General features: G+C 62.0%; 24 protein-coding genes. 11 read left to right on the top strand and 13 right to left on the bottom strand.

Features of this window, described 5'->3' with window-relative positions; genetic code table 11:
* Nucleotides 1–11: 11 nt before the first annotated feature.
* Genes ACMZ6R_RS04565 through ACMZ6R_RS04550 form a run of 4 tightly spaced genes read left to right on the top strand, consistent with a single transcriptional unit; the run spans nt 12 to nt 3,390 of the window.
* Nucleotides 12–845: an outer membrane lipoprotein-sorting protein gene (locus ACMZ6R_RS04565; RefSeq protein WP_416109699.1), complete on the top strand. Its 834-nt coding sequence runs from the start codon at nt 12–14 to the stop codon at nt 843–845.
* Entirely contained in the window at nt 845–2,134 is a 1,290-nt protein-coding gene (locus ACMZ6R_RS04560) for a hypothetical protein (protein WP_416109698.1), read from the top strand. Before ACMZ6R_RS04565 ends, ACMZ6R_RS04560 begins: the two co-directional genes overlap by 1 nt.
* A 57-nt stretch (nt 2,135–2,191) precedes the next feature.
* On the top strand, nt 2,192–2,782 hold the full coding sequence (locus ACMZ6R_RS04555) for a class I SAM-dependent methyltransferase (protein ID WP_416109697.1): 591 nt from the start codon (nt 2,192–2,194) through the stop codon (nt 2,780–2,782).
* 53 nt (nt 2,783–2,835) lie between these two features.
* Nucleotides 2,836–3,390 (top strand): flavodoxin family protein, encoded by a 555-nt coding sequence (locus tag ACMZ6R_RS04550; RefSeq protein ID WP_416109696.1) that lies wholly within the window; start codon nt 2,836–2,838, stop codon nt 3,388–3,390.
* A gap of 242 nt (nt 3,391–3,632) precedes the next feature.
* On the opposite strand, the gene ACMZ6R_RS04545 is transcribed toward ACMZ6R_RS04550, so the two are convergent.
* Both ACMZ6R_RS04545 and ACMZ6R_RS04540 read right to left on the bottom strand, forming a co-directional pair.
* Nucleotides 3,633–3,893: a hypothetical protein gene (locus ACMZ6R_RS04545; RefSeq protein ID WP_416109695.1), complete on the bottom strand. Its 261-nt coding sequence runs from the start codon at nt 3,891–3,893 to the stop codon at nt 3,633–3,635.
* Between the two features lie 99 nt (nt 3,894–3,992).
* A complete protein-coding gene (locus ACMZ6R_RS04540; protein ID WP_416109694.1) occupies nt 3,993–4,841 on the bottom strand; it encodes a type IV toxin-antitoxin system AbiEi family antitoxin domain-containing protein in 849 nt (282 codons plus the stop codon).
* A gap of 446 nt (nt 4,842–5,287) precedes the next feature.
* Between ACMZ6R_RS04540 and ACMZ6R_RS04535 the strand changes: the two genes are divergently transcribed.
* From ACMZ6R_RS04535 to ACMZ6R_RS04515, 5 genes are all read left to right on the top strand, one after another.
* Nucleotides 5,288–5,560, top strand: a complete 273-nt coding sequence (locus tag ACMZ6R_RS04535) for a hypothetical protein (protein WP_416109693.1) — start codon at nt 5,288–5,290, stop codon at nt 5,558–5,560.
* A 68-nt stretch (nt 5,561–5,628) separates the two neighbouring features.
* On the top strand, nt 5,629–5,895 hold the full coding sequence (locus ACMZ6R_RS04530) for a relaxase/mobilization nuclease domain-containing protein (RefSeq protein ID WP_416109692.1): 267 nt from the start codon (nt 5,629–5,631) through the stop codon (nt 5,893–5,895).
* Nucleotides 5,892–6,428, top strand: a complete 537-nt coding sequence (locus ACMZ6R_RS04525) for an arsenic resistance protein (RefSeq protein ID WP_416109691.1) — start codon at nt 5,892–5,894, stop codon at nt 6,426–6,428. The genes ACMZ6R_RS04530 and ACMZ6R_RS04525 overlap by 4 nt, the downstream gene beginning before the upstream one ends.
* Nucleotides 6,404–6,718 (top strand): hypothetical protein, encoded by a 315-nt coding sequence (locus tag ACMZ6R_RS04520; protein WP_416109690.1) that lies wholly within the window; start codon nt 6,404–6,406, stop codon nt 6,716–6,718. The genes ACMZ6R_RS04525 and ACMZ6R_RS04520 overlap by 25 nt, the downstream gene beginning before the upstream one ends.
* Before the next feature lie 25 nt (nt 6,719–6,743).
* On the top strand, nt 6,744–7,250 hold the full coding sequence (locus ACMZ6R_RS04515; protein WP_416109689.1) for a universal stress protein: 507 nt from the start codon (nt 6,744–6,746) through the stop codon (nt 7,248–7,250).
* 100 nt (nt 7,251–7,350) lie between these two features.
* Here the strand turns inward: ACMZ6R_RS04515 and ACMZ6R_RS04510 are convergent, their stop codons facing one another.
* From ACMZ6R_RS04510 to ACMZ6R_RS04460, 11 genes are all read right to left on the bottom strand, one after another.
* Entirely contained in the window at nt 7,351–7,839 is a 489-nt protein-coding gene (locus ACMZ6R_RS04510) for a hypothetical protein (protein WP_416109688.1), read from the bottom strand.
* Nucleotides 7,832–8,827, bottom strand: coding sequence for a 4Fe-4S dicluster domain-containing protein (locus tag ACMZ6R_RS04505; RefSeq protein ID WP_416109687.1), 996 nt, complete (start codon nt 8,825–8,827; stop codon nt 7,832–7,834). The genes ACMZ6R_RS04510 and ACMZ6R_RS04505 overlap by 8 nt, the downstream gene beginning before the upstream one ends.
* 334 nt (nt 8,828–9,161) lie before the next feature.
* Complete coding sequence (locus ACMZ6R_RS04500; protein WP_416109686.1) at nt 9,162–9,521, bottom strand: CGGC domain-containing protein; 360 nt, start codon at nt 9,519–9,521, stop codon at nt 9,162–9,164.
* A gap of 82 nt (nt 9,522–9,603) precedes the next feature.
* A complete protein-coding gene (locus ACMZ6R_RS04495; protein WP_416109685.1) occupies nt 9,604–10,335 on the bottom strand; it encodes a Rossmann-like domain-containing protein in 732 nt (243 codons plus the stop codon).
* Between the two features lie 42 nt (nt 10,336–10,377).
* Nucleotides 10,378–10,536 (bottom strand): hypothetical protein, encoded by a 159-nt coding sequence (locus ACMZ6R_RS04490; protein ID WP_416109743.1) that lies wholly within the window; start codon nt 10,534–10,536, stop codon nt 10,378–10,380.
* A 188-nt stretch (nt 10,537–10,724) separates the two neighbouring features.
* A complete protein-coding gene (locus ACMZ6R_RS04485) occupies nt 10,725–11,411 on the bottom strand; it encodes a GntR family transcriptional regulator (protein WP_416109684.1) in 687 nt (228 codons plus the stop codon).
* A gap of 15 nt (nt 11,412–11,426) precedes the next feature.
* Nucleotides 11,427–12,680 carry an imidazolonepropionase gene (gene hutI, locus ACMZ6R_RS04480; protein ID WP_416109683.1) on the bottom strand — a complete coding sequence of 418 codons (1,254 nt, stop codon included), beginning with the start codon at nt 12,678–12,680 and terminating at the stop codon, nt 11,427–11,429.
* 85 nt (nt 12,681–12,765) lie between these two features.
* Nucleotides 12,766–13,440, bottom strand: coding sequence for an AroM family protein (locus ACMZ6R_RS04475; RefSeq protein WP_416109682.1), 675 nt, complete (start codon nt 13,438–13,440; stop codon nt 12,766–12,768).
* Between the two features lie 81 nt (nt 13,441–13,521).
* Nucleotides 13,522–14,397 (bottom strand): ABC transporter substrate-binding protein, encoded by an 876-nt coding sequence (locus tag ACMZ6R_RS04470; protein WP_416109681.1) that lies wholly within the window; start codon nt 14,395–14,397, stop codon nt 13,522–13,524.
* A 124-nt stretch (nt 14,398–14,521) separates the two neighbouring features.
* Nucleotides 14,522–15,292: an amino acid ABC transporter ATP-binding protein gene (locus ACMZ6R_RS04465; RefSeq protein WP_416109680.1), complete on the bottom strand. Its 771-nt coding sequence runs from the start codon at nt 15,290–15,292 to the stop codon at nt 14,522–14,524.
* Nucleotides 15,293–15,294: 2 nt separating this feature from the next.
* Entirely contained in the window at nt 15,295–16,173 is an 879-nt protein-coding gene (locus ACMZ6R_RS04460) for an amino acid ABC transporter permease (protein WP_416109679.1), read from the bottom strand.
* A gap of 751 nt (nt 16,174–16,924) precedes the next feature.
* On the opposite strand from ACMZ6R_RS04460, the gene ACMZ6R_RS04455 reads away from it, so the two are divergent.
* Entirely contained in the window at nt 16,925–18,382 is a 1,458-nt protein-coding gene (locus tag ACMZ6R_RS04455; protein WP_416109678.1) for a nucleoside hydrolase, read from the top strand.
* A 119-nt stretch (nt 18,383–18,501) separates the two neighbouring features.
* Nucleotides 18,502–23,673 carry a diguanylate cyclase gene (locus ACMZ6R_RS04450; protein ID WP_416109677.1) on the top strand — a complete coding sequence of 1,724 codons (5,172 nt, stop codon included), beginning with the start codon at nt 18,502–18,504 and terminating at the stop codon, nt 23,671–23,673.
* The last annotated feature ends 147 nt before the right edge of the window (nt 23,674–23,820 follow it).

Genomic DNA, 23,820 nt, shown 5'->3' with positions numbered 1-23,820 from the left:
GGAGATTGATCATGAAAACGGCATTCACAATCTTGTTGCTGTCACTGATGCTCTTTGGCGCTCCCTGTCAAAGCATCGCTGGCAATGAAGAGCCGTCCATCGAAACCATCATCGCCAGATCGAACCATGCCTCCCTGTACCAGGGAGCGGACTGCCAGGGGACGACGACCATGGCGATCACCGACAGCCAGGGCCGGGTGCGCAAGCGCCAGTTCAACATGCTGCGCAAAAACGGCGATACTGTAGACAAGGAACAGAAGTACTTCGTCTACTTCATCGAGCCGTCCGATGTGCGCAAGATGGTCTTTATGGTGCACAAGCATGTCGGGGAGGGAAAAGACGACGATCGCTGGCTCTATATGCCGAGCCTTGACCTGGTCAAACGCATCGCGGCCAGCGACAAGCGCACCAGCTTCGTCGGTTCGGATTTTCTCTATGAGGACATCTCCGGCCGCAGCCCCGAAGAGGATACCCATGCGCTGCTCAGGACAACCGACAAATACTATGTCGTGAAAAACATTCCCCAAAATCCGGAGGCCGTGGAGTTCGCCTTCTATGTTGCCCATATCGACAAGACGACCTTCACCCCCATGAAAATCGAGTACTTCAAGGAGGAGGGCAAGCCGTATCGAACCATCGAGGTGTTGGAAGTGCTGTCCGTCGGGGCCACGGAAAACGGCAAGCCGGTCACCTATCCCACGGTGGTGCGATCCGTGGCCAAGGACCTGGAAAGCGGCGGCCAGACGGAAATGGTGTTTGCCAACCCGCGCTATAATGCCGGACTGGCTGACGATCTTTTCACCGAACGCTATCTGCGGCGCGCGCCCAAAGAGGTCATGCGATAATGGATGTGCCCGTTTGGGCCGGGACTAGGCAGGGCGTTGTTTCCTGCCTGGCCCTGGCGGCCCTTATGCTGGCTTTTGCCGGCGACTGCCTGGGGGCGTCCTTTTGGGACCGGTTCAGTACGCCCGAGGTGCATGGGTTCCTGGAGGTTCGGGCCGGCTGTCGTACCCAGCCCGATCCATATGAAAGGGACGCTTCCGTCCTGGAGACGCGGTTGCAGGCGGAAGTGTCCACGCGGACGAGCTGGGCGCAGTTCAAATACAAAGGGGACGTCTGGTACGACGGCGTCCTGGAACAGGCGCGCTACGACACCCGCGAAGCCTGGATGTTCCTGCGCCCGGCCGATTTTCTCGATATCAAGCTCGGGCGGCAGGTGCTGACCTGGGGCACCGGCGACCTGGTCTTCCTCAACGACCTGTTTCCCAAGGACTGGCAGTCCTTTTTCATCGGCCGGGACGCCGAGTACCTCAAGGCACCCTGTGACAGCGTCAAGGTCAGCCTGTTTTTTGACATTCTCAACGTGGATTTCGTGTTCACGCCGCTTTTCGCCAGCGACCGTTTCATCACGGGCCAATATGTCTCGTACTGGAACGGCGCCTTGGGGCGTCTGGCCGGCAACGAATCGGAACTGGACTTCGACAAGCCGGACCGGTGGTTCACGGACGCCGAATACGCGGCCCGCCTGTACCGGACCGTCGGCGCCTACGAGCTCGCCCTCTACGGCTACTTCGGCTTCTGGAAGAATCCCGGAGGCATTGCCGCTTCCGGCGAATACATCTTTCCGCGCCTGCACGTGTACGGCGCAAGCGCCAGGGGGCCGGTGGCCGGAGGCATCGGCAATATCGAACTGGCCTACTACGATTCCATCGAGGACCCAGACGGGCGCGATCCGAACATCAACAATTCCGAGATGCGCTATCTCGTCGGGTTCGCCCGGGAGATCTGCCGGGATTTCAACGGAAGCGTCCAATACTACGTGGAGCAGTTGCTGCGCTACCAGGACTACCGGGCCACCTTCGAGGGCGACCATCCCCGGGACGAGTTGCGGCATGTGCTGACCCTGCAACTCACCAAACTGCTCATGAACCAAAATCTGGAGCTTTCCCTTGCCGGCTACTGGTCGCCAAGCGACCATGACGCCTACTTGCGCCCGAAAATCCTTTACAAGTGGACAGACCACATCAGGCAGGAGGTCGGAGCCAATATTTTCTTGGGGCAGCGAGACGATACCATGTTTGGCCAATACAAGGCCGACACGAATATCTATATGGCGCTACGGTACAGCTTTTAGGCACAATAAACCAAAACGACAGTCAGTTAGCGCTGCCGCGACAAGGGGAGGTTCACCATGCGGACATGTCCTCATTGCGATTCGACCACCGGCAAACGCCGCCACCCGTCGAGTTACGACATGCAGGCTTCGCAAATCGTCTTTGCCGGTCTGGACCTGCAACCGGGGGACGTCTTTTTGGACGCCGGCTGCGGACTGGGGGAGTACGCCCTGGAAGCCGCGCGCCGCGTCGGGCCGGCGGGCATGGTCCATGCCTTTGACGTCGACACCGGCTGCATAAAGGACTTGGCGAGCCAGGCCGCCGCGCTCGGCCTTTCCCACCTGCATGCCGCTGTCGCGGACATCACCCGGCCGCTGCCCTTGCCCGACGCCTCGGTCACGGTCGGCCTGCTCGGCACGGTGCTGCACATTCCGGCGGTCACCCGGGCCATGGCCACGGTGTTTACGGAGATGCGCCGGGTGCTGCGCCCGGAGGGGCGGCTGGGCGTCGTCGAATGCAACCAGCATTTCTTTCACGGTCCGCCGCTCCCGTTGCGGCTGGCCGCAGGGCGGATCACCAGGGAATTGGAGTCGTGTGGCTTTCAGTCCCTCGGGACCACGGACATGGGGTACAATTACCTCTCATTGTATCGGAAAATGACGCCATGATCCAAAGCCGCTTACGAAGCGAAGGCCTTTTATCCATTCAACCGGAGGTGTTTATGAAGACGCTCGTTTTCTATGATTCCCTTGGCGGTAACACCGAACGCGTGGCGCGGGCCATCCATGACGTCGTGGCCACCACCTGGGGTGATGCGGAAATTCTCAAGGTCCGCAAGGACACCGCCGTCCGCTTCACCGACTATGACCTGATCCTGATCGGCTCGCCGGTCATTGACTGGTTACCGACCAAAAAGCTCATGGACCACGTCATGGGATTCATGAAGTCCGAAAACACCGCCGGCCGCATCAGGCCGTCCTCGCCGCTGGCGCCCGGCAAATTCGGCGTGTGCTTCGGCACCTTTGGCGGGCCACATATCGGCCAGACCGAGGCCGTGCCCATGACGGCCTGGCTTCGGGCCTTTCTGGAGCACCTCGGCTATCTCGTGCTTGATGCCTGGCATGTGCCCGGAGCCTTTCAAAACCGCGACGAACTCAACCGCTCCGGGCGCTTGGGCGACATTCGCCATCGCCCGAACGAGGCGGATATCGCTGATGTCAGAAACCGGACCGCCGGCTTGCTGGCCTCCCTCGAGGCCTTCCGGAACTCATATTGACCGAGCGCGTTCGGTCGCTTCCACCGTGTTGCTCAACGCGGTGGCGGGACCGATTCAAGACCGGGGCTTGAGGCAGCTGTCGGAATTGGTCCAAAGAGACGTGGGCAGGATGATGGCAGCTGCTCGTAGCTACAACGATTCCATTTCATTTTGCCAACGGAGGCGATACGCATACCTTGAATGTCGTAGAGGCTATGTCCATGTATTAAATATACTGGTAAGGTTCCGTCATAGTCCTGAGGTCATCTTGCGAGAACCTGCTCAAGCTGTCTTACTAGCGTCGCACGCTTCTCCTTGCCGATGCTATCGAGGTTTTGTTCGCGCCATCGTACCGCCGGCAACCCTGCCGCATCCTCCAAACCAAGGGAGGACCACATGGGTTCACCTCGTTCGAACGCCAGAAGAAACTCACGGTGGGCATCGGGCATTGATCCGATAATTTCGGTCACCATGACTTCGCGTGCGGTCAAGAGGTCCTCAATGCCAATGGCTTCGCGGGTCATGCCAACAAAACCTCGATGCGAAACATTCTTCCGCAGCGATAGAGGGCAGAGTACGGATCAGGAGTGTGACCTGACGATGATAGGGCTCGGTGAAGGCCATCAGCGCACCTCGTCCAGATCTTTCGGCACGGTGATTTGGTAGGTTTGATCGAGGCGTCCTTCTTTGACAAGCATGCGCTTGCCCGATCCCAAGGCGATCGTTGTGCGATCAAGGCGCTTGAGCCAAGCATGCTGGTGTCTATCGGCGAAGAAAAAGAAAAGCCGCTTAACCTTCACACTCCGGCAGCGTGTGAGCAAGGCCTGAAGCCGGCGTGGGGCAAGGTCGCTTAGGCCCTCCATCAGCATGTCAGCCTGATGGAAGCTCTCGTGGTCGGGTAATTCATCGAAAAGTTCTAGAATAGCCCGTTCGGGTGCTGAGATCGTCAAAGGCCAATCCCATTGCCCCCAGGAAAGCGTACGCAGGCCAACATCTAGGAAAGGTCGATCTGTGTGGTCCTTGGAAGGGACGCCTGCGACAAGAGGCGGGAAGGCTACCGTGGCTATATCATTTCCCAAAAGGGGCTTGCTGTTGTGATAGATGAATTGCTCCTTGAGGGGCAAGGTGACAACCCAAGAGGGGGGCTTTACTGGCCCATGAAGATGGACCTCTGAGATCCCCTTGGAAAGATAATGAGTGTAGCCTTGTAACTCGAGTGCTGTCCTGCCGCCGACAACGAGGGCGTACCCGAGGAGCGTCTGGAGGGACGTGACGACCTGCTGCCAGCTCAATTGGCCGCGTGGTCGTCGGTAGACGCGTCTCGCGGGCTGCTCCAGCCAGCCTGCGACCACGTATTTGGCGCGCAGGGAGGAGGAATAGCCAGCGGCTGAGAGCCAAGCCGAGTCGACCAGAAGCCCTTCCGGAAGCTGCCGTTCGAGCTGGTTTAATTTTTTCGTTATTTGCGTCGCCATAATACCCAATCTACCCCCATTCCAAACCAAAGACCAGTTTGCGAAAGGATGTTTTTGCACACTAACAAGACGCAAAAATGGTACGAAGCGAACCACGAGTAAGCGAAATTGGGCTAGGGCTGATCGGCCTAATCATGATTGTAAATTCCTTTGAAAGTAGTAGCTCCTGTAGTATCCGCATTCTTTATCTATTCGTAATTAATCGTCCTAGTTAGATTGACCAGGCATTATTTAGGATTAAGGCTAGTGATGTCATGAATAAATTATACAAATAAAATTAATATATTGAGAAAGCATACGATGCCTCCAGTCGGCCGCTCTCTTTTTTTTGAGGTTGATTAAAAAAGGAATTTCTTGCATATAAACCACGTCGTCCCTGAAACTCCCCGCTGTTTCCCGGATGGAACATTGGGGAGTGAAAAACCAACACAGGAGATCAGACCGCCATGCGGACACCGCGAAAACTGACCCCCGAAGAGGAGGAATTCATGAACACGCTCATTTCGAACCTGCCGCCGGTCATAGCCCGCAAGGAAGTCAGCCGATTTCTCGGAGGCGTAGTGGCCACTCAAACCCTGTCCAATGCCGATTCTGCCGGGATGGGGCCCGAGATCGCTTATCGCGTTGGGCGGGTGGTCACCTATAGAACCGAGTCATTGGCCCGGTGGATCGTGGATCGTTTCGGCGTGGTCCGCATCGCCAACCTCAAAACCCTGTAGCCCCATTTGAAGGACGCAGGTTATGCACGGCAGCTCGCGTCGCATCAGGAATCAGGTGGGCATAGCGCATGGTCACGGCCCTGGGCTTCGAGGAGCACCAGCGGCATTGCGGGGTGCACAAGAACACGGCCAACCTGCACATGCACGTGGCCTACAACATAATCCACCCGGAGCGGCTGACCCGGCATGAACCGTTTCGGGATTACCACACACGGGACCGAGTTTGTCGTGAACTTGAAAAGCGTTTCAGCCTGATGATTGATAACGGTCGAGGTCAAGGCGGTGCGCAACTCCTGTGCGACAGCGCCGCCACCATGGAGGCGCATACCCCATGATGGTGACGCTCAAGGTGCGGCAGGTCTTCCAGGGAGGCGACGTCAAGGCCCAGGCACTCGCCCAGACCGTGAACTTCGCCGTCATCCCCTTCCTTGCCTGGGGCATCGGTCAGGTCTTCTTCGCGCAACGGCCGTTTATGGCGCTCGGCCTGTTACTGGCCGGGCTTTTGCCCACTAGCGGCATGACCATTTCCTGGACCGGCTTTGCCAAGGGAAACGTCGCCGCCGCCGTGAAGATGACGGTCATCGGCCTTGTCGTGGGTTCGCTGGCCACGCCACTTTATGTGCGGGCGCTGATGGGAACGGCCATTGAGGTCGATATGGCGGCGGTGTTCCTGCAGATAGGCATCATCGTGTTTTTGCCCATGGCCCTGGGCTACGTGACCCAGCGTCTGCTCGTGCGCAAGTATGGCCAGGAGACGTTTCAGAAACGGTTCGGACCACGTTTTCCCCCCTCGGGGTTCTTGGCATCGTGTTCGTGGCCCTGGCGCTCAAGGCCAGGACCATCATGCAGTCCCCGGAAGTGTTGCTGACCATCCTCGCCCCGCTCGTGCTGCTGTACGCCGTCAATTTCACCTTGAGCACCTTGGTGGGCAGGCGCTTTCTGGCTCGCGGCGACGCCATCGCCATGGTGTACGGTTCCGTGATGCGCAACCTCTCCATCGCGCTTGCCGTCGCCATGAACGCTTTCGGGGAGCAGGGGGCTGACGCCGCCCTCGTGGTGGCGGCGGCCTACATCATTCAGGTGCAGTCCGCAGCCTGGTATGTGCGTTTAACCGACCGGTTTTTCGGCGCGTCCGCCGGGAAGCCCGTGACCGCCTAACACATCAATCCGTATGGAGGAAGCCATGCTGCCGCAATACCGAAAAATATTGTATGCGACGGATTTGTCCGCAACGGCCCGCCAGGCGTTGCGCCACGTGGCGGCGCTCGAGGAGTGCTTCGACGCCGCCGTGACCGTGTTGCATGTGCTGCCCGACCCGCTGGAGCTTTTCAGCGAACAGGCGGGCATGGATCTCGAGCAGGCCTTCGGCGAAGACGGCGCGCATTGGATTGGCCAGGGCGAGTACGTCCGCGCGGGCAAGGCCATGCGCCAGCGCCTGGCGGCGATCGCGGCCGAGGATTTTCCCACCGGCCCCCCAGCGCGCCATTTCGCCGAGGCAGAAGTGCGAATCGTCTGCGGCGATCCGGCAGAGCAGATCATTCAGGAAGCCCGGAAAGGCGGCTATGACCTCATCGTCATGGGGACCCACGGCCATGGCCGGTTGTTCGGCATGGTCCTCGGCAGTGTCGCCCAGCAGACGATCAGGGAGAGTCGGATTCCGGTTCTCGTGGTCCCATTGCCTGATGAATGATCGCGACGAGTGGCCTCACGCAAGAAAAGGGCATCCGGGGTTCCGGATGCCCTTTCCCATGGCGCGGCCACGCCTCTCCGGCCAGGGCCCGGAGCGCGCGTCAGGCCTTGCTGCCGGCCGGACCTTCCGCCTGGATCGCGGGCCGGACCGTGGGCCGGGCCGGGAGCAACGCGGCCAGGCCAAGGGCCACGGCCAGGGCGAGATGGCTCCAATCCAGGTAACGCACGGTATGCGGACCGAAAAGCGGCCAGACGCCGTTTTGCAGCTCCCGCAGGAGGCCGCTGGCGAGGACCCCGGCGAAAATAACGACCCGCAGGGCCCGGATGCCGGACAGACGCGGCCGGTTCCGGCCCCAGCCGAGCCAGGAAACGGCAAGGCTTGCCGTCAGGACAAGCAGGATGGCGGCCAGGGCCAGATGCAACGCGGCCGTCATCCGGTAATCGCCCAGCCAGTGCAGGCCCGGCAGGGAGGCGATGCCGTAGCGCGCGAAAATGGGCATCTGCCCCATGCCGGTCAGGGCCAGCCCCAGGGCCAGCCACAGGATCAGGCGTTTTTGCCACCGGGGCAACAGCGTATCGCGATTAGTCATGGTCGTTCTCCGTCCTGGCGGCGCTGCCAGTGTCGGGCTTTTGGGCCTTGCCGCGGCCGAGCAGGCGCAGCAGGCCGGCTGCCACGCCGGCAACCGGCGCCCACAGCACGGTCGTCGCCAGATTGGCCTGCTCGCCCATGACGTCCGGCACCTGCCCCAGACCCGGTTTGCCCGGCCCCTTGGCCACGGCCTTGTCCAGCTCCGCGAAGGGCACGGGCGAGACGTAGATGGTGTTGGTGCCGCCGTTTTCCGTTTCACCGTAAAGAAAGCCGCCGATCTTACCGGCCAGGGCATGGGCCTCGGCCACGATCATGGAACGCGGCCCGATGGTCTGCACCGCGTTGGGACAGACTTCGATGCAGGCGGGCTTTTCGCCGGTCGCCATGCGCGCCTGGCAGCGGTCGCACTTGTACATGACGCCGTTGCCGGCAAACGACGGGGCCAGGTCGAGATAGAGCCCGACGCCGGTCTGCCGCTGGGGAATGTGCCAGGGGCACACCGTGCGGCATTTGGCCCCGCCCAGACAGATCGAGTCGTCGATGCGCACGGCCCCGTCCGGGAAAGCCGCGGCCGCCCCCCAGGGGCACAGTTCGGCGCAGGGCGGATGGGCGCAGTGCATGCATCGCCGGGGGATATTGACGGTCAGGTCCCGGCCGTCCTTGCGCACGACGGCGGTCTGGATGAACAACCAGTTGTACGGCGTCAGCCGGTCATCCACATCCCGCTTGTCGGAAAAATCCTCGACCTTGACCCGCGACGGATACATCGTCGGAAACGGCTTGACCGGATGGGGATAATCCTTTTGATGCGCCTCGCGGCAGGCCTCCACGCAGGCACCGCAGCCCACGCACTTTGTCAAATCGATCATGGTGGCCAGGGGTTCCTGCGAAGCCTCGGCATCCCTGGCCATAAGCCGTCCCGCCGGTCCTGGAGCGGCCATGGCCGCGCCAGCCGTGCCTAACGTAAAAAGAAAATGACGTCTGTTCATTGGGGCGATGCGGCCTCCTCACCGCGAATGGTTCCACATGGGCCGTTGGGGACGGGTCCCCCCCCGCCAATGATCCTTTATACACGGCCGCGCATGAATTGGCATTGATCCAGATCAATGCCGGGAACGTCCCAGGAAGGGGGCGTAGGACGCGCAGGGGAGGGAAGTCCGGGGAAGGGGTTGGTCCTGGCGGTGGGGCTGCTAGGGCTGGATCAGTTCGAGAAGAACTTACTGATATTTTAGTGTATTACCTGATGCAGCTTGCTTCACTTTTCCATTCGCAGCATATTCGCCTCCAAAAAAAGGCCTGTAACGAAAACTGTGTAAACCTCCATTAACTGCGTGTGTTCCCTATAAAAAATTGTTCAGGACGGTATTCGCCTGGGAGGTGCGCCGTGCCTTTTACACAAGGGATACCGGCTTCGCGGGAGATGTGAGACAGCAAATCGTCTATGTTGTCACAATAACCATTTCGGTTGACCCATTTCCCTTCTTCCTTGTGCGCAAACGTACATGTACACCAATGAAGAACTTCCGCGCCTTTTGATTTCAATATTTTTGCCAACGCGACAGAACGATCCCCGGGGCAGTGACAAGTCATGACGCCGACAAGTTCAGGATGGTCGATCCCCGCAAAACCTTGGGAACCACTGGCAAGGCAGGAAAGACAGCCGGTGGGGGCACGTCGTTTCATTCTTCTCGCAACGGATCAATCCAATTTTGGTCATGCCACACTCCTTGCGACAATCATCGATTGTCGATGCAATGCTCCAGGGTCATTGTTGGTGTTTGAAAATAGTCAGCCGCTTGACGCCTCGTATCTGTCTGTAATTTCCACCCTGGCTGACGCAGCGAAGCACCTTGTCTGGTTCAGAAACCACGGTGCCGCACAAGGCATCGACCCTGTGATCGAACAGCAACGGCGTGAACGGCACCGAATCTCCCAGCATGAGTACGAATGCGTCGGGCCGGCACAGGTGGATGAGCCCGTCAAACGTATGGTTGGTGATGGAGGTGCCGGTGATGGCAACGACATCGGCCTGTGGCAGGAACTCTTCAGCCTGTTCGGGGCCGAAATCGCCTTCATGAGGATTGTTTTCCAGAACCCAGAGGTTGGCGGCCTGTTGTCGGACCTTGGGAAGGAAGGGAAAATGGCCGATGACCGCCACGTTTTTTTCGGTCCCCTTTTCCAGGAGGATGTCTCCGGCATTACGCTCCACCATGACGGATTCGTCCACGGGCAAGAGGGAATTGATGGTGGCCATCCCAATGGCCGCTTCCAACAGGCTTTGCGAATGCACCAAGGAGACAAGTTCCTCGGCGTTTTTTTCCAGAAGGATACCTGGTTCCGCCACGAGGGGCGGCTCTTGGCGCAAGGCATCCTTGGGCAACGTCGCGGCCAGCCCGCAACGCCGGGTGACCACTGCGGTATGAAATACGCCCTGGCGAATATCCATGACCGGACAATCGTAGTCGAGCACGCATGTGAGTTCTTCAAGCAATGTCATGAACGTTCCTTGTGCTTGTTTGTTCCCGGAGGGGGGCAAAACTCAAAGGGCCTTGGCGCAAAACCGTTCCCAGCCCATGAGTGCCGCCGCGCCGGCGATGGTCGTGTCGTAAAAGATGATCGGGCGGTCATCGAGAAATGCGCCCACGGTATCGTTGGCCAGGGTGGACCCCGTAACCACGAGCAGATCGGCCCGAGCCAAGGCATCGTCCTTCGAATCCGCCGGCCGGGGGTTCGAATCCCTCCGGGCGCACCAAAAAAGTTCAAAAATCACAAAGCTTGAAGGCGACTTGTCGAAGACGACAGGTCGCCTTCCTGTTTTTTTGCGCCACGTGCTCCAACAAAGAGGCGCAACGATGGCCACCGGTTGCGAGTAGGGCGATCGCCGGGTCAGCGCCGCAGACGGCGTATGTCTTTTTGCGAAAGGATGTGCCTGACGACGAAATCTTTTCCATTGGGAATGTAGTCCGTGACCCACCGCATTGCGCCCCGCACGTCGCCGGCCATGACCATCCGCGTCATCGCGCGGTGATTGGCGATTTCGTTTTGCGTGTCATCCCGGTCGTTCTCGATGCAGGCAATAATGACCTGCAAGGTCCGCATCAGGCTCTCTTCCAGTTCGGCCAGCTTCAAACTGCCCGTAAGCCCGACCAGCGCCTTGTGATAGTTGATATGGGCATTGGCTATGGCGACCGGATCATCCAGGTCGGCCTGGGCTTCGTAGACGACCGTGCACTCTTCCAGGGCGCGCAACAGGCGTCCCGGCGTCGTGGGGATGCATTCGCAGGCCTTGAGCTCCAGAATCTGACGCGTCAGAAAGATATCGTCTATTTCCTCGAGTGTCAGCTTGCGCACGGACGCCCCCTTGTTCGGCAGGTGCGCCACGAGCTCTTCGGTCGCCAGAATGCGCAGGGCCTCCCGCACCGAACTGCGGGAAACGCCGAGCGAATGCGACAACGTCATTTCCTTGAGCTGGTCGCCGGGCAGAAAGGTCCCGTCGAAAATGGCGCGCCGCAAGGTCTCCGCAATCATGGCCACGCTGCTGGACTTCGCCCCTTCGGTCTCGCGGATCGTCATCAATATCCCTGAAGGTTATTTTCCCGCTTTCCAAACGACGCGGCCCCGGGAAAGGGACACGTCCACAAGTGGGGCGCCGATGGCCGTAGCCAACTGGCCCGGATGCTCGCAATCGAAAATGGTCACATCGCCGCGCTTGCCCACGTCCAGGGAACCCCGGTCATGGCTTTTCCCCAGGGCGTAGGCGGCGTTGAGGGTCGCGCCGACAATGGCCTCGGCCGGGGTGAGCCTGAACCACGAACAGGCCAGGGCCATGGTCAAGGGCAATGACGTGGCCTGAAACGACGAACAATAGTCCGTGGCCACGGCGACGGGCACGTTGTTCTTGATGAAAAGCCTTGCGTTGGCCTTTTTAGCGTCAAGATAGAACTGTTCCGCCACCGGCAAGAGCACGGCGACGGTCGTGGTGGCGCCCACGCCATTGATTTCGGCATCCGGCGTATACGTGAGATGGTCGGCGGAAAGCGCCCCGCCCTCGACCGCCGTACGCCATCCCCGCGAATCGGAGGACGCATCCGCATGGATGCGGACAGGTAATCCCAAAGAGGCTGAAGTATCAATCAGTTCTCTTGCCTGCGCCGCCGAGAAGTCGCCATTTTCACATGAGATGTCCTGGGACTGGGCAATGCCTTGCGCAAGCACCGCCGGCAGCATCTCGTTTTTGACCACAGCGACGTACTCTGCCGCGCTCCGTCCGTCCTGGGGCGCGATATGCGCGCCGAGAAACGTGCAGACGATATCCATGGGCGTGTGCGCGGCGGCCTGACGCAGCAGCCGCAGCAGCCGCAGTTCCCCCGGCGTATCCAGGCCGTAGCCGGACTTGACCTCGAGGGTGGTCACGCCCCCCGCCGCGATCTGCTCAAAGGCCCGCGCGACGTTGCGCAAAAGCTCGTCGTCGCCGGCCTGGCGCGTCTTTACGATGGTGGACCAGATGCCGCCGCCTTCGGCGCGAATCGCCCGGCCGTCGGCGCCTTCGAGCCGGCGCACGTACTCCCAGTGCCGGTTGCCCGCGAAAATGGGGTGCGAATGGCATTCCACAAGTCCGGGCAGAACCGTTTTTCCAGAGGCGTCCAGCACCGGGGCGTCGTCCCCGTAGGCGCGCAACACCTCTTGCGAATCGCCCACGGCCACGATGACGCCGCCGCGAATGGCCAGCGCGCCGTCGGCAACGATGTCGAGCTCTCCCTGGGCCCGGCCCGCCCTGGGCCGTTTCCCGTCCGTAACCCGCACGAGGCTGGCCGCGTGCGCAATGGTGATATCGCCGTTCACTGCATCCTCTTTGCCGCGTAGAGCGGCGCCGGGCGCCGGTCCTCGTGTCGCAGGCGCTTGCGCGCCCCGACGAGAACGCGCCGGCTCAGACGAGTTCCTGGAGAATGCGCGCCGTAATGCTCGTGGCGCTCAGGGTCGGCAGTCCGGACGTGTCGCGCACCGTCCGGCGCTGCAGCTCCGTAAACCCCATGTCGTCCAGTAGAATATAGTCCGCGCCGACCGTCTTCGCGCGAAAGGCCGCCCGGACCAGGGCCTCCTGTCCGTCGTAGGGCGAAGCCGCCGCCGTGGAAACCCGGGCCGCATAGGATTGCCACTGCGTCGGCGCCGCCTCCATGTCGGATTCCGGTCCGATGACGCACAGATGCCCGTGGCCCGCCAGGGCGGCGACCACGGAGCGGATGACCGTTATCGGTTCGATGAGCCTGGGAATGGCGCGTTTGAGCATCGGAAAACGCCCCGAGCAAAGCAGCAGCAGGGCATCGCACTCCGCTTCGAGCTTCCGTCCGGCGGCGATAAGGCGGGGCAGCAGCAGACGCTTGGCGACAAGCACGCCCCTGACGACGCCATCCTGCTTGCGCAGGCAGGTCTCGATGCCGGATTCTCCCTGCTCTGGGGCCAGCCGCGCCCAGTCGGCAGCACCCAGGCCGTCCAGGGCGCCGCGTTGCGTGAAGGCGATGCGATCCCCCAGGATGGCGCGAAACGTGGGTTCGATATCCGTGCGGGGCGCTTGGCCCAGGGTGAGTATGCCAAGAGTGACCATATGCGTCTTGCGTGGGAGGCCAGGACAAAGCGGAGCCACTCCCTGCGGGGGGAGTGGCTTCTTTCCGCGATGGCCGAGGCCCTAGTTCACGGCTTCGCCATTGAGGAGAGGCCGCTTAAGCGCGCCGGTCTCGGCGCCCCATTTCTTGAGGATCTTAAGGTAAGTACCGTCGGCGAAAACCTTTTGCAGCGCGGCGTACACCGCATCGCGGAGCTTGGCGTTCTCCTTGCTGAAGGCGATGCCGTAGGGATTGGATTCCAGCAGCGGCCCCACGGCCACAAAGGCGCTCTTTTGCTGCACATTGGCCCAGCCCAGGGCCTCGGGGCTGAGGGCGGAAGCCTGGGCCCGGCCCTGGAGCATCTGCATGCGCGCGGACGCCGCGGAATCCACCGCCATGATATTGATGCCGGGCTTGCCCTTGTCGACCAGATTTTCCTTGCTCCACTTCTGCATGGTGGTCAGGTAGTCCGTGGACGCGGAGACCGCCAGGGTCTTGCCGCTCAGGTCTTCCAGGCTCTTGATTTTTTCGGCCAGCGCCTTGGTGGTGAAACACTGGGTGCCGGAGTTGAAATAGTCTATGAAATCCATAGATTTGCGACGTTCCGCGCTGTCGGACATGCCGGAAAGAACCATGTCCACGCGCTTGGTGTTGATAGAATTGATCAACTGGTCGAAATTCTGGTCGTCAAATTCGATTTTGATGCCCAATTCCTTGGCAATGGCCTGGGCCAGTTCCACGTCGATGCCGTCCAGGGTGTCGGAGCCGGGGGCCTTGAATTCCATGGGGGGGAATATGCCGTTGACGCCGATGATGATCTTGCCGCTTTTCTGGATGGCATCGGGCAACATGTCGTGCAGCGATGCGGCAAGGGCCGTTCCGGAAAACAGCAGGGCAAAACCACACAACAACGAGGCGAGCTTTCTTTTCAGCAACGTCTTTTCCTCCAAATGATTCATGCCGCGCCCCGCATGCGCCATACTGTGAACCGGGCGGACGAGGCACGGTATCGACCGTCTCCGCCTTTTGCCCTCGGTACGCCGGATGCCCACGGCAGCCTACGTGAAAAAAAACCGCAACAGCCTAGGCTATGGTTCCAAGGAACGCCTTGGTGCGTTCGTGCCGGGGATTTTCAAAAACCTCCGACGGCGTTCCCTCTTCCACCACGGAGCCATGGTCCATAAGCGCCACCTTATGGGCCACGTTTTTCGCGAATTCCATTTCGTGGGTGACGATGACCATGGTCATGCCGCTCTCGGCCAGGTCGCGCATGACGGTCAGCACCTCGCCCACAAGCTCGGGGTCGAGCGCGCTCGTCGGTTCGTCAAAGAGCATCAGGTCGGGCTCCATGGCCAACGACCGCGCAATGGCGACGCGCTGCTGCTGTCCGCCGGAAAGTTGTTTGGGAAAACGATCCGCCCAATCCCGCAGCCCGACCTGCGTCAGGAGCGCATAGGCGCGCCGCTTCATCTTCCGGGGATCTTCCTTTTTGACGGTGACGGGGCCTTCGATGATGTTTTCCAGAACAGTCATATGCGGGAACAGGTTGAAGTTCTGGAAAACCATGCCGATCCGGGTGCGTATTTTGCAGAGCTCTTTTTCGCTCTGCTCGTACAACCGCCCTTTGCGTTCATCGAATCCGATCAGCGATCCGTCGACGTAGATCCGCCCGGCATTGATCGTTTCCAGATGATTGATGCAGCGCAGAAAGGTGCTTTTTCCGGAGCCCGAGGGGCCGAGCAGGCACAGCACCTCGCCCCTGTGCACCTTGAGGCTGATGCCTTTGAGGATTTCGTGGTCGCCGTACGATTTGTGGACATTGACCGTACGCAGCATGGGGACATCCTGTCGCATGGCTAGGCTCCGCACCGTTGTCTTTTGCCAATGGTGTTCGCCCTGAGGGTCCCCAGGAAGCTGCGTTGCGTGGCAAAGGCATGGCCGCGGGCGAAGCGCCGCTCGATACCGACCTGCACGACGCTGAGGATGGTTACGACAATCAGGTACCAGCCGGTGGCGACGATAAGCAGCTCCATGACCTTGGCATTGACGAAATAGATGATCTGGGCCTTGTGCAACAGCTCGGTGTAGGCGATGGCGCTGGCCATGGAGGACGTTTTGAGCAGGCCGATGAATTCGTTGCCGATGGGCGGCACGATGACGCGCATGGCCTGCGGCAGGATGATGCGGCGCATGGCCGTAAGGCGCGACATGCCGAGGGCGGTGGCGGCGTCTATCTGCCCCTTGTCGACGGACAGAATGCCGCCGCGCACGATTTCCGTCAGATAGGCGCCTTCGTTGAGGCCCAGCCCGAGCAGGGCGGCCATGAAGGGCGTCATCACGTCCACCATGCGGTATTGTGCGAAACCCAGATTCACCACGGGAAAGATGAGCGCCAGATTGAACCAGATCAGCAGTTGCAGATAGACGGGGGCCCCCCGGAACAGCCAGATGTACAACCTTGAAAACATGTTGGAGACGGGATTTTGGGAAAGGCGCATGATGGCGAAGGCCACCCCCAGCACCAGGCCCATGAGCATGGAGCAGGCCGTGATGAGGATGGTGCTGGCCAGTCCCTTGAGCAGCGCGGTCGAAAAAAAGAACTCCTCCACCACGGCCCAGTCGATCTGGCCCACCCTGAAAGCATTCACGATAAGCCCCAGCAGGCCTATGAGAAGAATGCCGGAAACCCACCGCCCGTAGTGGCGAAGCGGAATGATTCTGTCGTTGGTCGCCATTTCCTTTCCCAGGTCCGAAAGTCACGAAAATCGTTTGCCGCCTGGTCGCCGAGCGGAAACCGTAAAAATGTCCGACAATTTTTGTCAGACAACTTTTGCCCCGGGACGTTGTTGCCGTCAAGCCAAATTACGGAGTGATGACAAATATGACAAAACGGGACGGCTCCTTCCGGCGACACCCCGGTTCCCTGCCGCGCCCTCGCGTTTCCCGATCAGACCCGGCCAGGCCCGACCAGACCACGGCGCGGGCCGCCCATGTCGTCGGTCCTGTGAAAGACGATGTCCCGGCAGCCTTCTGGGACGTGGCAGCACATGCGCTCCAGGCACAATCCGGCCTGGGGGTGGCGTGGGTGCCGCGGCGGCCCTTGGCCGGCGTCAAAGAAGCAAAAGGAATATCTATAAACAGAAAAATGAAGGAAAACCGGTATGTTGTAAAGCAGGAACCCGCCCGTCGCCCACGACCGGGGCGTACACGCGGCCGCAACCGGTTCCTTGTACCGCGCCTCTTTCATCATTGCTGGTCTTAAGATATCAGTGCATTATCCGAAATGGCTGGGCAACAGTGACGTATTCGCCCCGTATGTCTTAACTAACATATTTTCAACCGAGCCGTTTGGCCCTCGGAGGGTGTCCCCGTCTGCCGTCGTTTTCCGCCTTTGCCGCGAGACATGGGCGCTCCACGGGATAGACAACCAGATTCCATATCAAGATACACATTCCGTACGCCTGCCAAGGCCGACAGGAGGGAGTAGTGAACGCCAAAACCGATCTTTGGGTCGACACCGACGTGTCCATCGGGTTGGAGCATTTCCCCGGTTTCTACCGGGACATCGACGACGCCCTGGCCCTGATCCTCCTTTTTAACAGCCCCCTGGTCACTCTTCGCGGCATAAGCTCCACCTTCGGCAATACCGACGCCAGACACGCCCACGCCATCGCCGCCAGGCTGACGGCACAATTCGGCCCCAAGGGCCTGCCCGTCCGACAAGGCGCGGCCGGGCCCATCAAAAAGGGCGCCCCCCTGCCGGCCTCCGACGCCTCCTGGGCCATGGCCGACGCCCTGCGCCAGGCCCCCATGACCATCGTGAGCCTTGGCGCGGCCACCAACATCGCCGTGCTCATCGCCTCCCACCCGGAACTGGTCGACAACATCGCGGGCATTGTGGCCATGGCCGGCTCGCGCTGCATGCCGGGGGAGGAATTCGTTGTCGGCCCCCGGCAGGTGAAGCCCTTTTGCGCCCTGAACTTCGAGGCCGACGTGGAGGCCTGGCGCATCATCCTCGAAAGCAACGTGCCGCTGACCTTCGCCCCCTTCGAACTGAGCCGCCAGGTCTGGATCACCGAGGAGGACGCGCGCGACCTGGAAAACACCGGCGATACGGGGTCCTACCTCGCGCCCCACATGTACAAGTGGGCCAGGGAATGGACGATGCTTTACGGCAGTCCGGGATTCAACCCCTTCGACGCGCTGGCGGCCGGCTATTTCCTGGCCCCGGAATTTTTCGGCGGCGAGGAGCTGCCCGTGGGCATCCTGGAACCCGGCGAGCAGGGGAACCACCGCGACGTGCCCTGCCTGGTCGTTTCGGACTCCATGGGCAACCACCGCCGGGCCACCTCGCTTCGCACCATAAATCAGGGCTTCAAGCCATTTTTCCTGGAGGCGCTTAGGGGCGGGCTTAGCATGGCCACATTGGTGATGGGCTTTTCCCATATCAATATCGTGGTCGACGACATGGACAAGGCCACGGAATTCTACGGTCGCGCCCTGGGCTTCCAGATGGCCTACAACGACGCCGGGGCCATCGACTTTCCAAACTACACGTCCCCGGCCTTTGCCCGCGACGCCGGGTTTCTGGACGGCAAGGTGGACGTGGACGTGCGCTTCCTGCGCCACCCCCAGGCCGGATTGTGCCTGGAGCTCATGTGCTACCACGTCCCCGAAGGTTGCCGGGACATCGTCTGTCACAGGACCGACGACATGGGCGGCCCGCGCCATGTGGCCCTGGAAGTGGCGGACATCGCCGCGGTCTTCGCGCATATCAAAAAACAGCCGGAGGTGCGGATGATAAACCCGTCCCCGGAGTACGGGCCGCCGGAAAACCTCGGCACATCGACCATTTCCTTTTTTTACTGGCTTGACCCGTATGGGGTGCAATGGGAGATGGAACAGGGGCGGCCACTGGGATTCGGCCGGGAAATAAGCGGCTAGGGTCGTGTTTCTGAAAAAAGCCCACGCGCCGTAGGCGACCGCGGCCTGCGCGACGGCCACGGATAAACCGTGATTCCCGGGGAGGGCACGGCCCGGGACGGCGGCGGGGAGGAGCATTGATGATCGGCCTACCTGGCTATTCCAGGTTCGAAACCATTCACACCGGCCGCAAGCATCGGGTGGTGTGCGCCGTGGAAGACGCCACCGGCCGACCGGTGGCGCTCAAGATGCCGGCCATGCTTTTGCCTTCGGGCAAGGCCCTGACCGTTCTGGAAAAGGAATACGAATATCTGGTCCGGCTGGACCTGCCGGATATCCCCCATGCCGGGCGTCTCATCCATACCGGGCGCTCCATCGTCGTGGTCATGGAGTGCTTCGAGTTCCCCACCCTGAAGCGGGCGGCCGAGGACCGCGCCCTGCGTCTGGCCGAACTGACGGACGTCTTGGAAAAGCTGGCCCGCATCCTGGTCCAGCTCCATGCCCGGGGCATCATCCACCGCGACATCACCCCGGCCAACATCCTCTACGGCCGCGCCGCCGGGCGGGTGGTGCTCATCGACTTCGGCTCGGCCATCGACATGCCCCAGCAGTCCTCGGCCGGGCTTCGGCCCGAGACCGTGGAGGGCACGGTGGCCTATATGTCCCCGGAGCAGACCGGACGCATCAACCGTCCCGTGGATTTTCGCTCCGACTTCTACTCGTTCGGCGTCACGTTCTACGAGATGCTGGCCGGGCGGCGGCCGTTTACCGGCGATGACGCCGGGGCGCTGATCCACAGCCACCTGGCCGTGATCCCGCCCGCCCCGCACACCCTCGATCCGGCCATTCCCCAGGCCCTGTCCGACATCGCCATGAAGTGCCTGGCCAAGGATGCCGGCGACCGCTACCAGAGCGCCGTGGGCCTGCACGCGGACCTGCACCGCTGCCGCGCGGACCTGGAGCGGCGTGGCGAGATCGCGCCCTTTCCCCTGGGCGAGGCCGATGCGCGCGACCGTTTCCAGTTTCCCGAGCGCATTGTCGGACGGAGCCGGGAGCTTGCCGCGCTGCAGGACCTCTACGAGCATGTCGGCCGGGGCCAAAGCGGCGTGGTCATGGTCCGGGGCGTCTCCGGCGTGGGCAAGACCTCCCTGGTCCAGGAGCTGAGCCGGGCCGTGGCCGCGAAAAAAGGCTACGTGGCCTACGGCAAGTACGACCAGTACAACCGGGCCGTGCCCTTTTCCGGGCTCATCCAGGCATTATCCTTGCTGATCCGTCAGATTTTAAGCGAAGGCGAGGCGCGCATCGCCTCGTGGAAGCGGCGCATCCTGGCCGCCCTCGGCCAAAACGGCCGGGTGCTGTGCGAGGTCATTCCGGACCTGGAAACGCTTATCGGCGAGCAGCCGCCGGTACATGCCCTGGATCCGGTGGAGGCCCGCACCCGCCAGGGCACGCTCTTTCGGCGGTTCATGGAAGCCCTTGGCCGGTGCAGCCATCCGCTGCTGCTTTTCCTCGACGACCTGCAATGGATCGACGCGGCCAGCCTGTCGCTTCTGGAACTCATGGGCAGCCTGCGCGGGGAAGGGGCCATCCTGTGCATCGGGGCCTACCGCAGCAACGAGGTGGCCGAGACGCATCCCCTGGCCGTGACCCTGGCCGCCATGCGCAAGCGGCAGGCCACCATCGCCGAGGTCCTCGTCGGGCCGCTGACGGAAGCCAACCTGCGCGGCTACCTGGCCGAGATGTTTCACCTGCAAACCGCCGAGGTCGCGTCCCTGGCCAGGGTCCTGCACGGCAAGACCGACGGCAATCCGCTCTTTTTCCGCACCCTTCTGACCTCGCTCTACCAGGATGGCCATCTGCGCTTCGACGCGGAGGTCCGGCATTGGGTCTGGGACGCCCCCGCGATCGCGGCCATGCCCTATGCCGACAATGTGGTGGAGGCGCTGCGGGCGCGTCTGGCCACCTTGCCGGCCGGCTGCCTGGAGCTTTTGCCCCTTGGCGCGCTGATCGGCAATCCGTTCTCCCTGGATGCGCTGGGGAGCTTAAGCGGCCGCGTCCGCAGCGATCTGGCCCGGAATCTGGCCCCGGCCCTGGCGCAAGGGCTCCTCACCTCGCCGCGCCGGGATGTGGAGCTTTACATCCAGCACTCGGCCGATCGCCTGGAGGACGTCACCTTCACCTTCTGCCACGACCGCATCCAGCAGGCCGCCTATGCCCTGCTGGCGGAGGAACGCAAACCCGGCCTGCATCTGGCGGCGGGACGACTGCTTTGGCGGTCGTTGCCGCCGGGAAAGGACGACAGCCGGCTTTTCGACGTGCTGGAGCACATGCGCAAGGGCGTGGCCCTGCTGACCGACCCCGGGGAGCGCCTTCGGGTGGCGGAGCTGGCCCTTGGGGCCGGGCGCAAGGCCAAGACGTCCACGGCCTTCGCCGACGCCGCCGAAATGCTGGACTTCGCCCGCTCCCTGTTGCCCGAATCGCCCTGGGACAGCGACTACGCCCTGTGGCGCGAAATTTCCCTGGATTTGGCCCAGAGCCTGTACCTGGCCGGCCGCTACGACGCAGCCGAGGATCGTTGCGCCGAGATCCGCGCCCATGCCGTCACGGACCGCGACCGGCTCCGGCTCTGTAACGTCCAGGCCAAGCAATACCATCATCAGGCCCGCTACGCGGAAGCCGTGGAGCTGGAATACCGGGCCCTAGTCCTGCTCGGGTTCGCGATCCCCCGCGAGGACGAAGCCTTGCTCTCCCTGTTCCAGGCGGAAAAGGCCCGCATCGAGCTATTGATCGACCGCAAGGCCGACGGCGATCCGGCCGCCCTCTACGACCAGCCCGAAGCCGTCGATCCCGACCATATCCTGGCCCAGGAGATGTTTTTCGACCTGTATGCCGACTCCTACCTCATCGGGCGGGGCCTGGTCTGTGCCGCGGTCTCGGCGGTCATGGCCCGTCTGGCCATGGAAGAGGGCAAAAGCCCGATGGCCTCGGTGGCCTACATCCATTACGCCTCAACCCTGTGCGCCATGGGCCTTTGCGCCCACGACTACCGCACCGGCCATGCCCTCGGCAGCCTGGCCGCCCGGCTGGCCGAGCATTACGCCGTCCCGGCCCTGCAAAACTATACCTACCACGTCTTTTCCCTGGCCGTGAACCACTGGCTCAATCCCCTGGGCACAAGCCACGGCTACTGGCTTTCGGCCTCACGGCTGGCCCTGGCCTCGGGCTCGCCGTACTCGGGCTACGTCCACCTGCAACTGGCCCACGTCCAGCTGGCCGCCGGCGTGCCCCTGGGCGAGGTCGAGGTGCAAGCCGCGCGCAGCCTGGAATTTCTGCGCGCCTCGGGCATGGACGGCATCGTCACCCTGCTGCGGCTTATCGTCGGGCAGCCGCTCAAGCACCTTCGGGGCAAGACGCGCTCCATCGCCAGCCTGGACGACGAGGCTTTCGACGGCGCGGCCCTGGCCGGGCAGTTCAAGTCCCTGCCGTTTTTCCTCGGCTCCCTGCGCTATTCCCAATTGCGGGTGGCCTGCCTGGCCGCCCCCGAGGAGGTCCTGCCTTCCCCCGAAACCCTGCGCCAGTGGATCGACGTGGTGGATGCGACCCAGCAGGGCCAGATCATGCTGGCGGACAGCTGGTTTTTCTACACGCTGCTGCTGTTGGAGCACGGCCGTCGGGCCGTCGGGAAACCCGAAGGCGGGTTGGCCGCGCGCATCGCCCTGGGGTGCGACAAGCTGCGCCTCTGGGCCGGGCTTTGCCCGGCCAACTTCCGCCACAAGCATCTGCTGGCGGTGGCGGAGCGGATGGCCGGCCCGGCCGGCCCGGCCGGAGAGACCCCGGAACTGGCGCTCATCCTCGACACCTACGACCAGGCCATCGACGCGGCCCTGCAATCGGCCTTCATCCAGGACGCCGCCCTGGCCGCGGAAAAGGCCGGCCGGTTTTGGCGCCGGCGCGGCAAGCCCCATCTGGCCAAGGCCTATTTCGAACAGGCCCTGGCCTTTTACGGCCGCTGGGGCGCCACGGGCATGGTGCGGCACCTGCGCCAGACCCACGACTCCCCTCTGGCCGCCGTCGCGGTCCGCGACAGCGTGCCGCACCTCGCCTCGGCGGGACTCGGCCTGGAAACGTCCAGCGGCACCTTTTCGGAAACCTTTTCCGAAGGCCTGGACCTGCTTGCGGTCATCAAGGCCACCCAGGCCATCTCCCGGCACATGGTCATGAACGACCTGGGCCGCGAACTCACGGCCATCGCCACGGAAAACGCCGGCGCGACCAAGGGCGTGCTCATCCGCAACAAGGAAGGCCGATTCGTCGTCACCAACGTGGTCATGGCCGACGCACCGGACCGGACGCCGGATGCGGCGGCGGAGGGGGAAATCCCCGTGGAGCTCTCGCCGGACATCTCCCCGGCGGTGGTCAATTTCGTGGCGCGCACCCGCAACTGGGTCATTCTCAACGGTCTCGACGAGGCGACCACGCCCGGCCAGGGCGCTTCGGCCGGGAGCGGGGAACAGGCCGCGCTTTTTTACCAATGCCCCTACATCGCGGCAAAAAAGCCCGCCTCGCTGTGCTGCCTGCCCATCATTTTGCAAAACGAGGTGCGCGGACTGCTGTATCTGGAAAACGCCGCAACCCGGGGAGCCTTTCGCAAGGACCGCCTCCAATTGCTCAATATCCTGGCCGGCCAGGCGGCCATATCCATGGAAAATGCCAGAGTCTACAATGAACTCAACGAGATGAACTGCAACCTGGAATCCCTGGTCCGGGCCCGCACCGCCGAGCTGCACGAGAAGAACAAGGAGCTCAACAAGAAAAACCTGGACCTCCAGCGCCTTTCCACCACGGATCAACTCACCGGCGTCTACAATAGGCGTTCCATCGAGGACCGGCTCGGCCACGAAATCGAACGCAGCCGCAACAACGAAAGCTCGCTGGCCATCATTCTTCTGGACGTGGACTCTTTCAAGGACGTCAACGATACCTTCGGCCACAACGTGGGCGACACGGTGCTTGTCGCAATCGCCAGGACCATCGGCAGCAATGTCCGCAGCACGGATTTCTTCGGCCGCTGGGGCGGCGAGGAGTTCCTGGTGGTGGTCTCGGAGTTCGTGAGCAACGTGCTGCCGTTTGCCGAACGGCTGCGCAAGGTGCTGGCGGAAAAACGGCATCCGGTGGCCGGCAAGGTCACCGCCAGCCTTGGCGTGGCCCTGTACCTCCCCGGCGAGACGACCTCCCAGCTGGTCAGCCGGGCGGACGACGCCCTGTACCGGGCCAAGGAAAACGGCCGCAACCGGGTGGAACTGGCGGTATAGAGGGAAGGGAATGGAGGGGAGGGGAGGAACCGGGGGGAAACCTTTCTTGCAGAAAGGTTCTCCCCCCGGGCCCCCTTTCCAAAGACTCCCAATAGGACGGGGTGTTATCGGTAATGCACCAATATTATTAAAAGATTTAGGAAGGGG

It is taken from the genome of Solidesulfovibrio sp. C21 (assembly GCF_047785625.1).
GTDB lineage: Bacteria > Desulfobacterota > Desulfovibrionia > Desulfovibrionales > Desulfovibrionaceae > Solidesulfovibrio.
This window is presented reverse-complemented; position numbering and strand designations above follow the sequence as displayed.

Coding starts and splice junctions, on each gene's coding strand:
- ACMZ6R_RS04495 (WP_416109685.1), bottom strand. CDS start 10,335: ATGACATTGCTTGAAGAACTCACATGCGTGCTCGACTACGATTGTCCG.
- ACMZ6R_RS04555 (WP_416109697.1), top strand. CDS start 2,192: ATGCGGACATGTCCTCATTGCGATTCGACCACCGGCAAACGCCGCCAC.
- ACMZ6R_RS04515 (WP_416109689.1), top strand. CDS start 6,744: ATGCTGCCGCAATACCGAAAAATATTGTATGCGACGGATTTGTCCGCA.
- ACMZ6R_RS04465 (WP_416109680.1), bottom strand. CDS start 15,292: ATGCGACAGGATGTCCCCATGCTGCGTACGGTCAATGTCCACAAATCG.
- ACMZ6R_RS04560 (WP_416109698.1), top strand. CDS start 845: ATGGATGTGCCCGTTTGGGCCGGGACTAGGCAGGGCGTTGTTTCCTGC.
- ACMZ6R_RS04525 (WP_416109691.1), top strand. CDS start 5,892: ATGATGGTGACGCTCAAGGTGCGGCAGGTCTTCCAGGGAGGCGACGTC.
- ACMZ6R_RS04545 (WP_416109695.1), bottom strand. CDS start 3,893: ATGACCCGCGAAGCCATTGGCATTGAGGACCTCTTGACCGCACGCGAA.
- ACMZ6R_RS04535 (WP_416109693.1), top strand. CDS start 5,288: ATGCGGACACCGCGAAAACTGACCCCCGAAGAGGAGGAATTCATGAAC.
- ACMZ6R_RS04450 (WP_416109677.1), top strand. CDS start 18,502: ATGATCGGCCTACCTGGCTATTCCAGGTTCGAAACCATTCACACCGGC.
- ACMZ6R_RS04485 (WP_416109684.1), bottom strand. CDS start 11,411: ATGACGATCCGCGAGACCGAAGGGGCGAAGTCCAGCAGCGTGGCCATG.
- ACMZ6R_RS04540 (WP_416109694.1), bottom strand. CDS start 4,841: ATGGCGACGCAAATAACGAAAAAATTAAACCAGCTCGAACGGCAGCTT.
- ACMZ6R_RS04505 (WP_416109687.1), bottom strand. CDS start 8,827: ATGAACAGACGTCATTTTCTTTTTACGTTAGGCACGGCTGGCGCGGCC.
- ACMZ6R_RS04565 (WP_416109699.1), top strand. CDS start 12: ATGAAAACGGCATTCACAATCTTGTTGCTGTCACTGATGCTCTTTGGC.
- ACMZ6R_RS04550 (WP_416109696.1), top strand. CDS start 2,836: ATGAAGACGCTCGTTTTCTATGATTCCCTTGGCGGTAACACCGAACGC.
- ACMZ6R_RS04520 (WP_416109690.1), top strand. CDS start 6,404: ATGCAGTCCCCGGAAGTGTTGCTGACCATCCTCGCCCCGCTCGTGCTG.
- ACMZ6R_RS04460 (WP_416109679.1), bottom strand. CDS start 16,173: ATGGCGACCAACGACAGAATCATTCCGCTTCGCCACTACGGGCGGTGG.
- ACMZ6R_RS04470 (WP_416109681.1), bottom strand. CDS start 14,397: ATGAATCATTTGGAGGAAAAGACGTTGCTGAAAAGAAAGCTCGCCTCG.
- ACMZ6R_RS04510 (WP_416109688.1), bottom strand. CDS start 7,839: ATGACTAATCGCGATACGCTGTTGCCCCGGTGGCAAAAACGCCTGATC.
- ACMZ6R_RS04500 (WP_416109686.1), bottom strand. CDS start 9,521: ATGAAACGACGTGCCCCCACCGGCTGTCTTTCCTGCCTTGCCAGTGGT.
- ACMZ6R_RS04475 (WP_416109682.1), bottom strand. CDS start 13,440: ATGGTCACTCTTGGCATACTCACCCTGGGCCAAGCGCCCCGCACGGAT.
- ACMZ6R_RS04530 (WP_416109692.1), top strand. CDS start 5,629: ATGGTCACGGCCCTGGGCTTCGAGGAGCACCAGCGGCATTGCGGGGTG.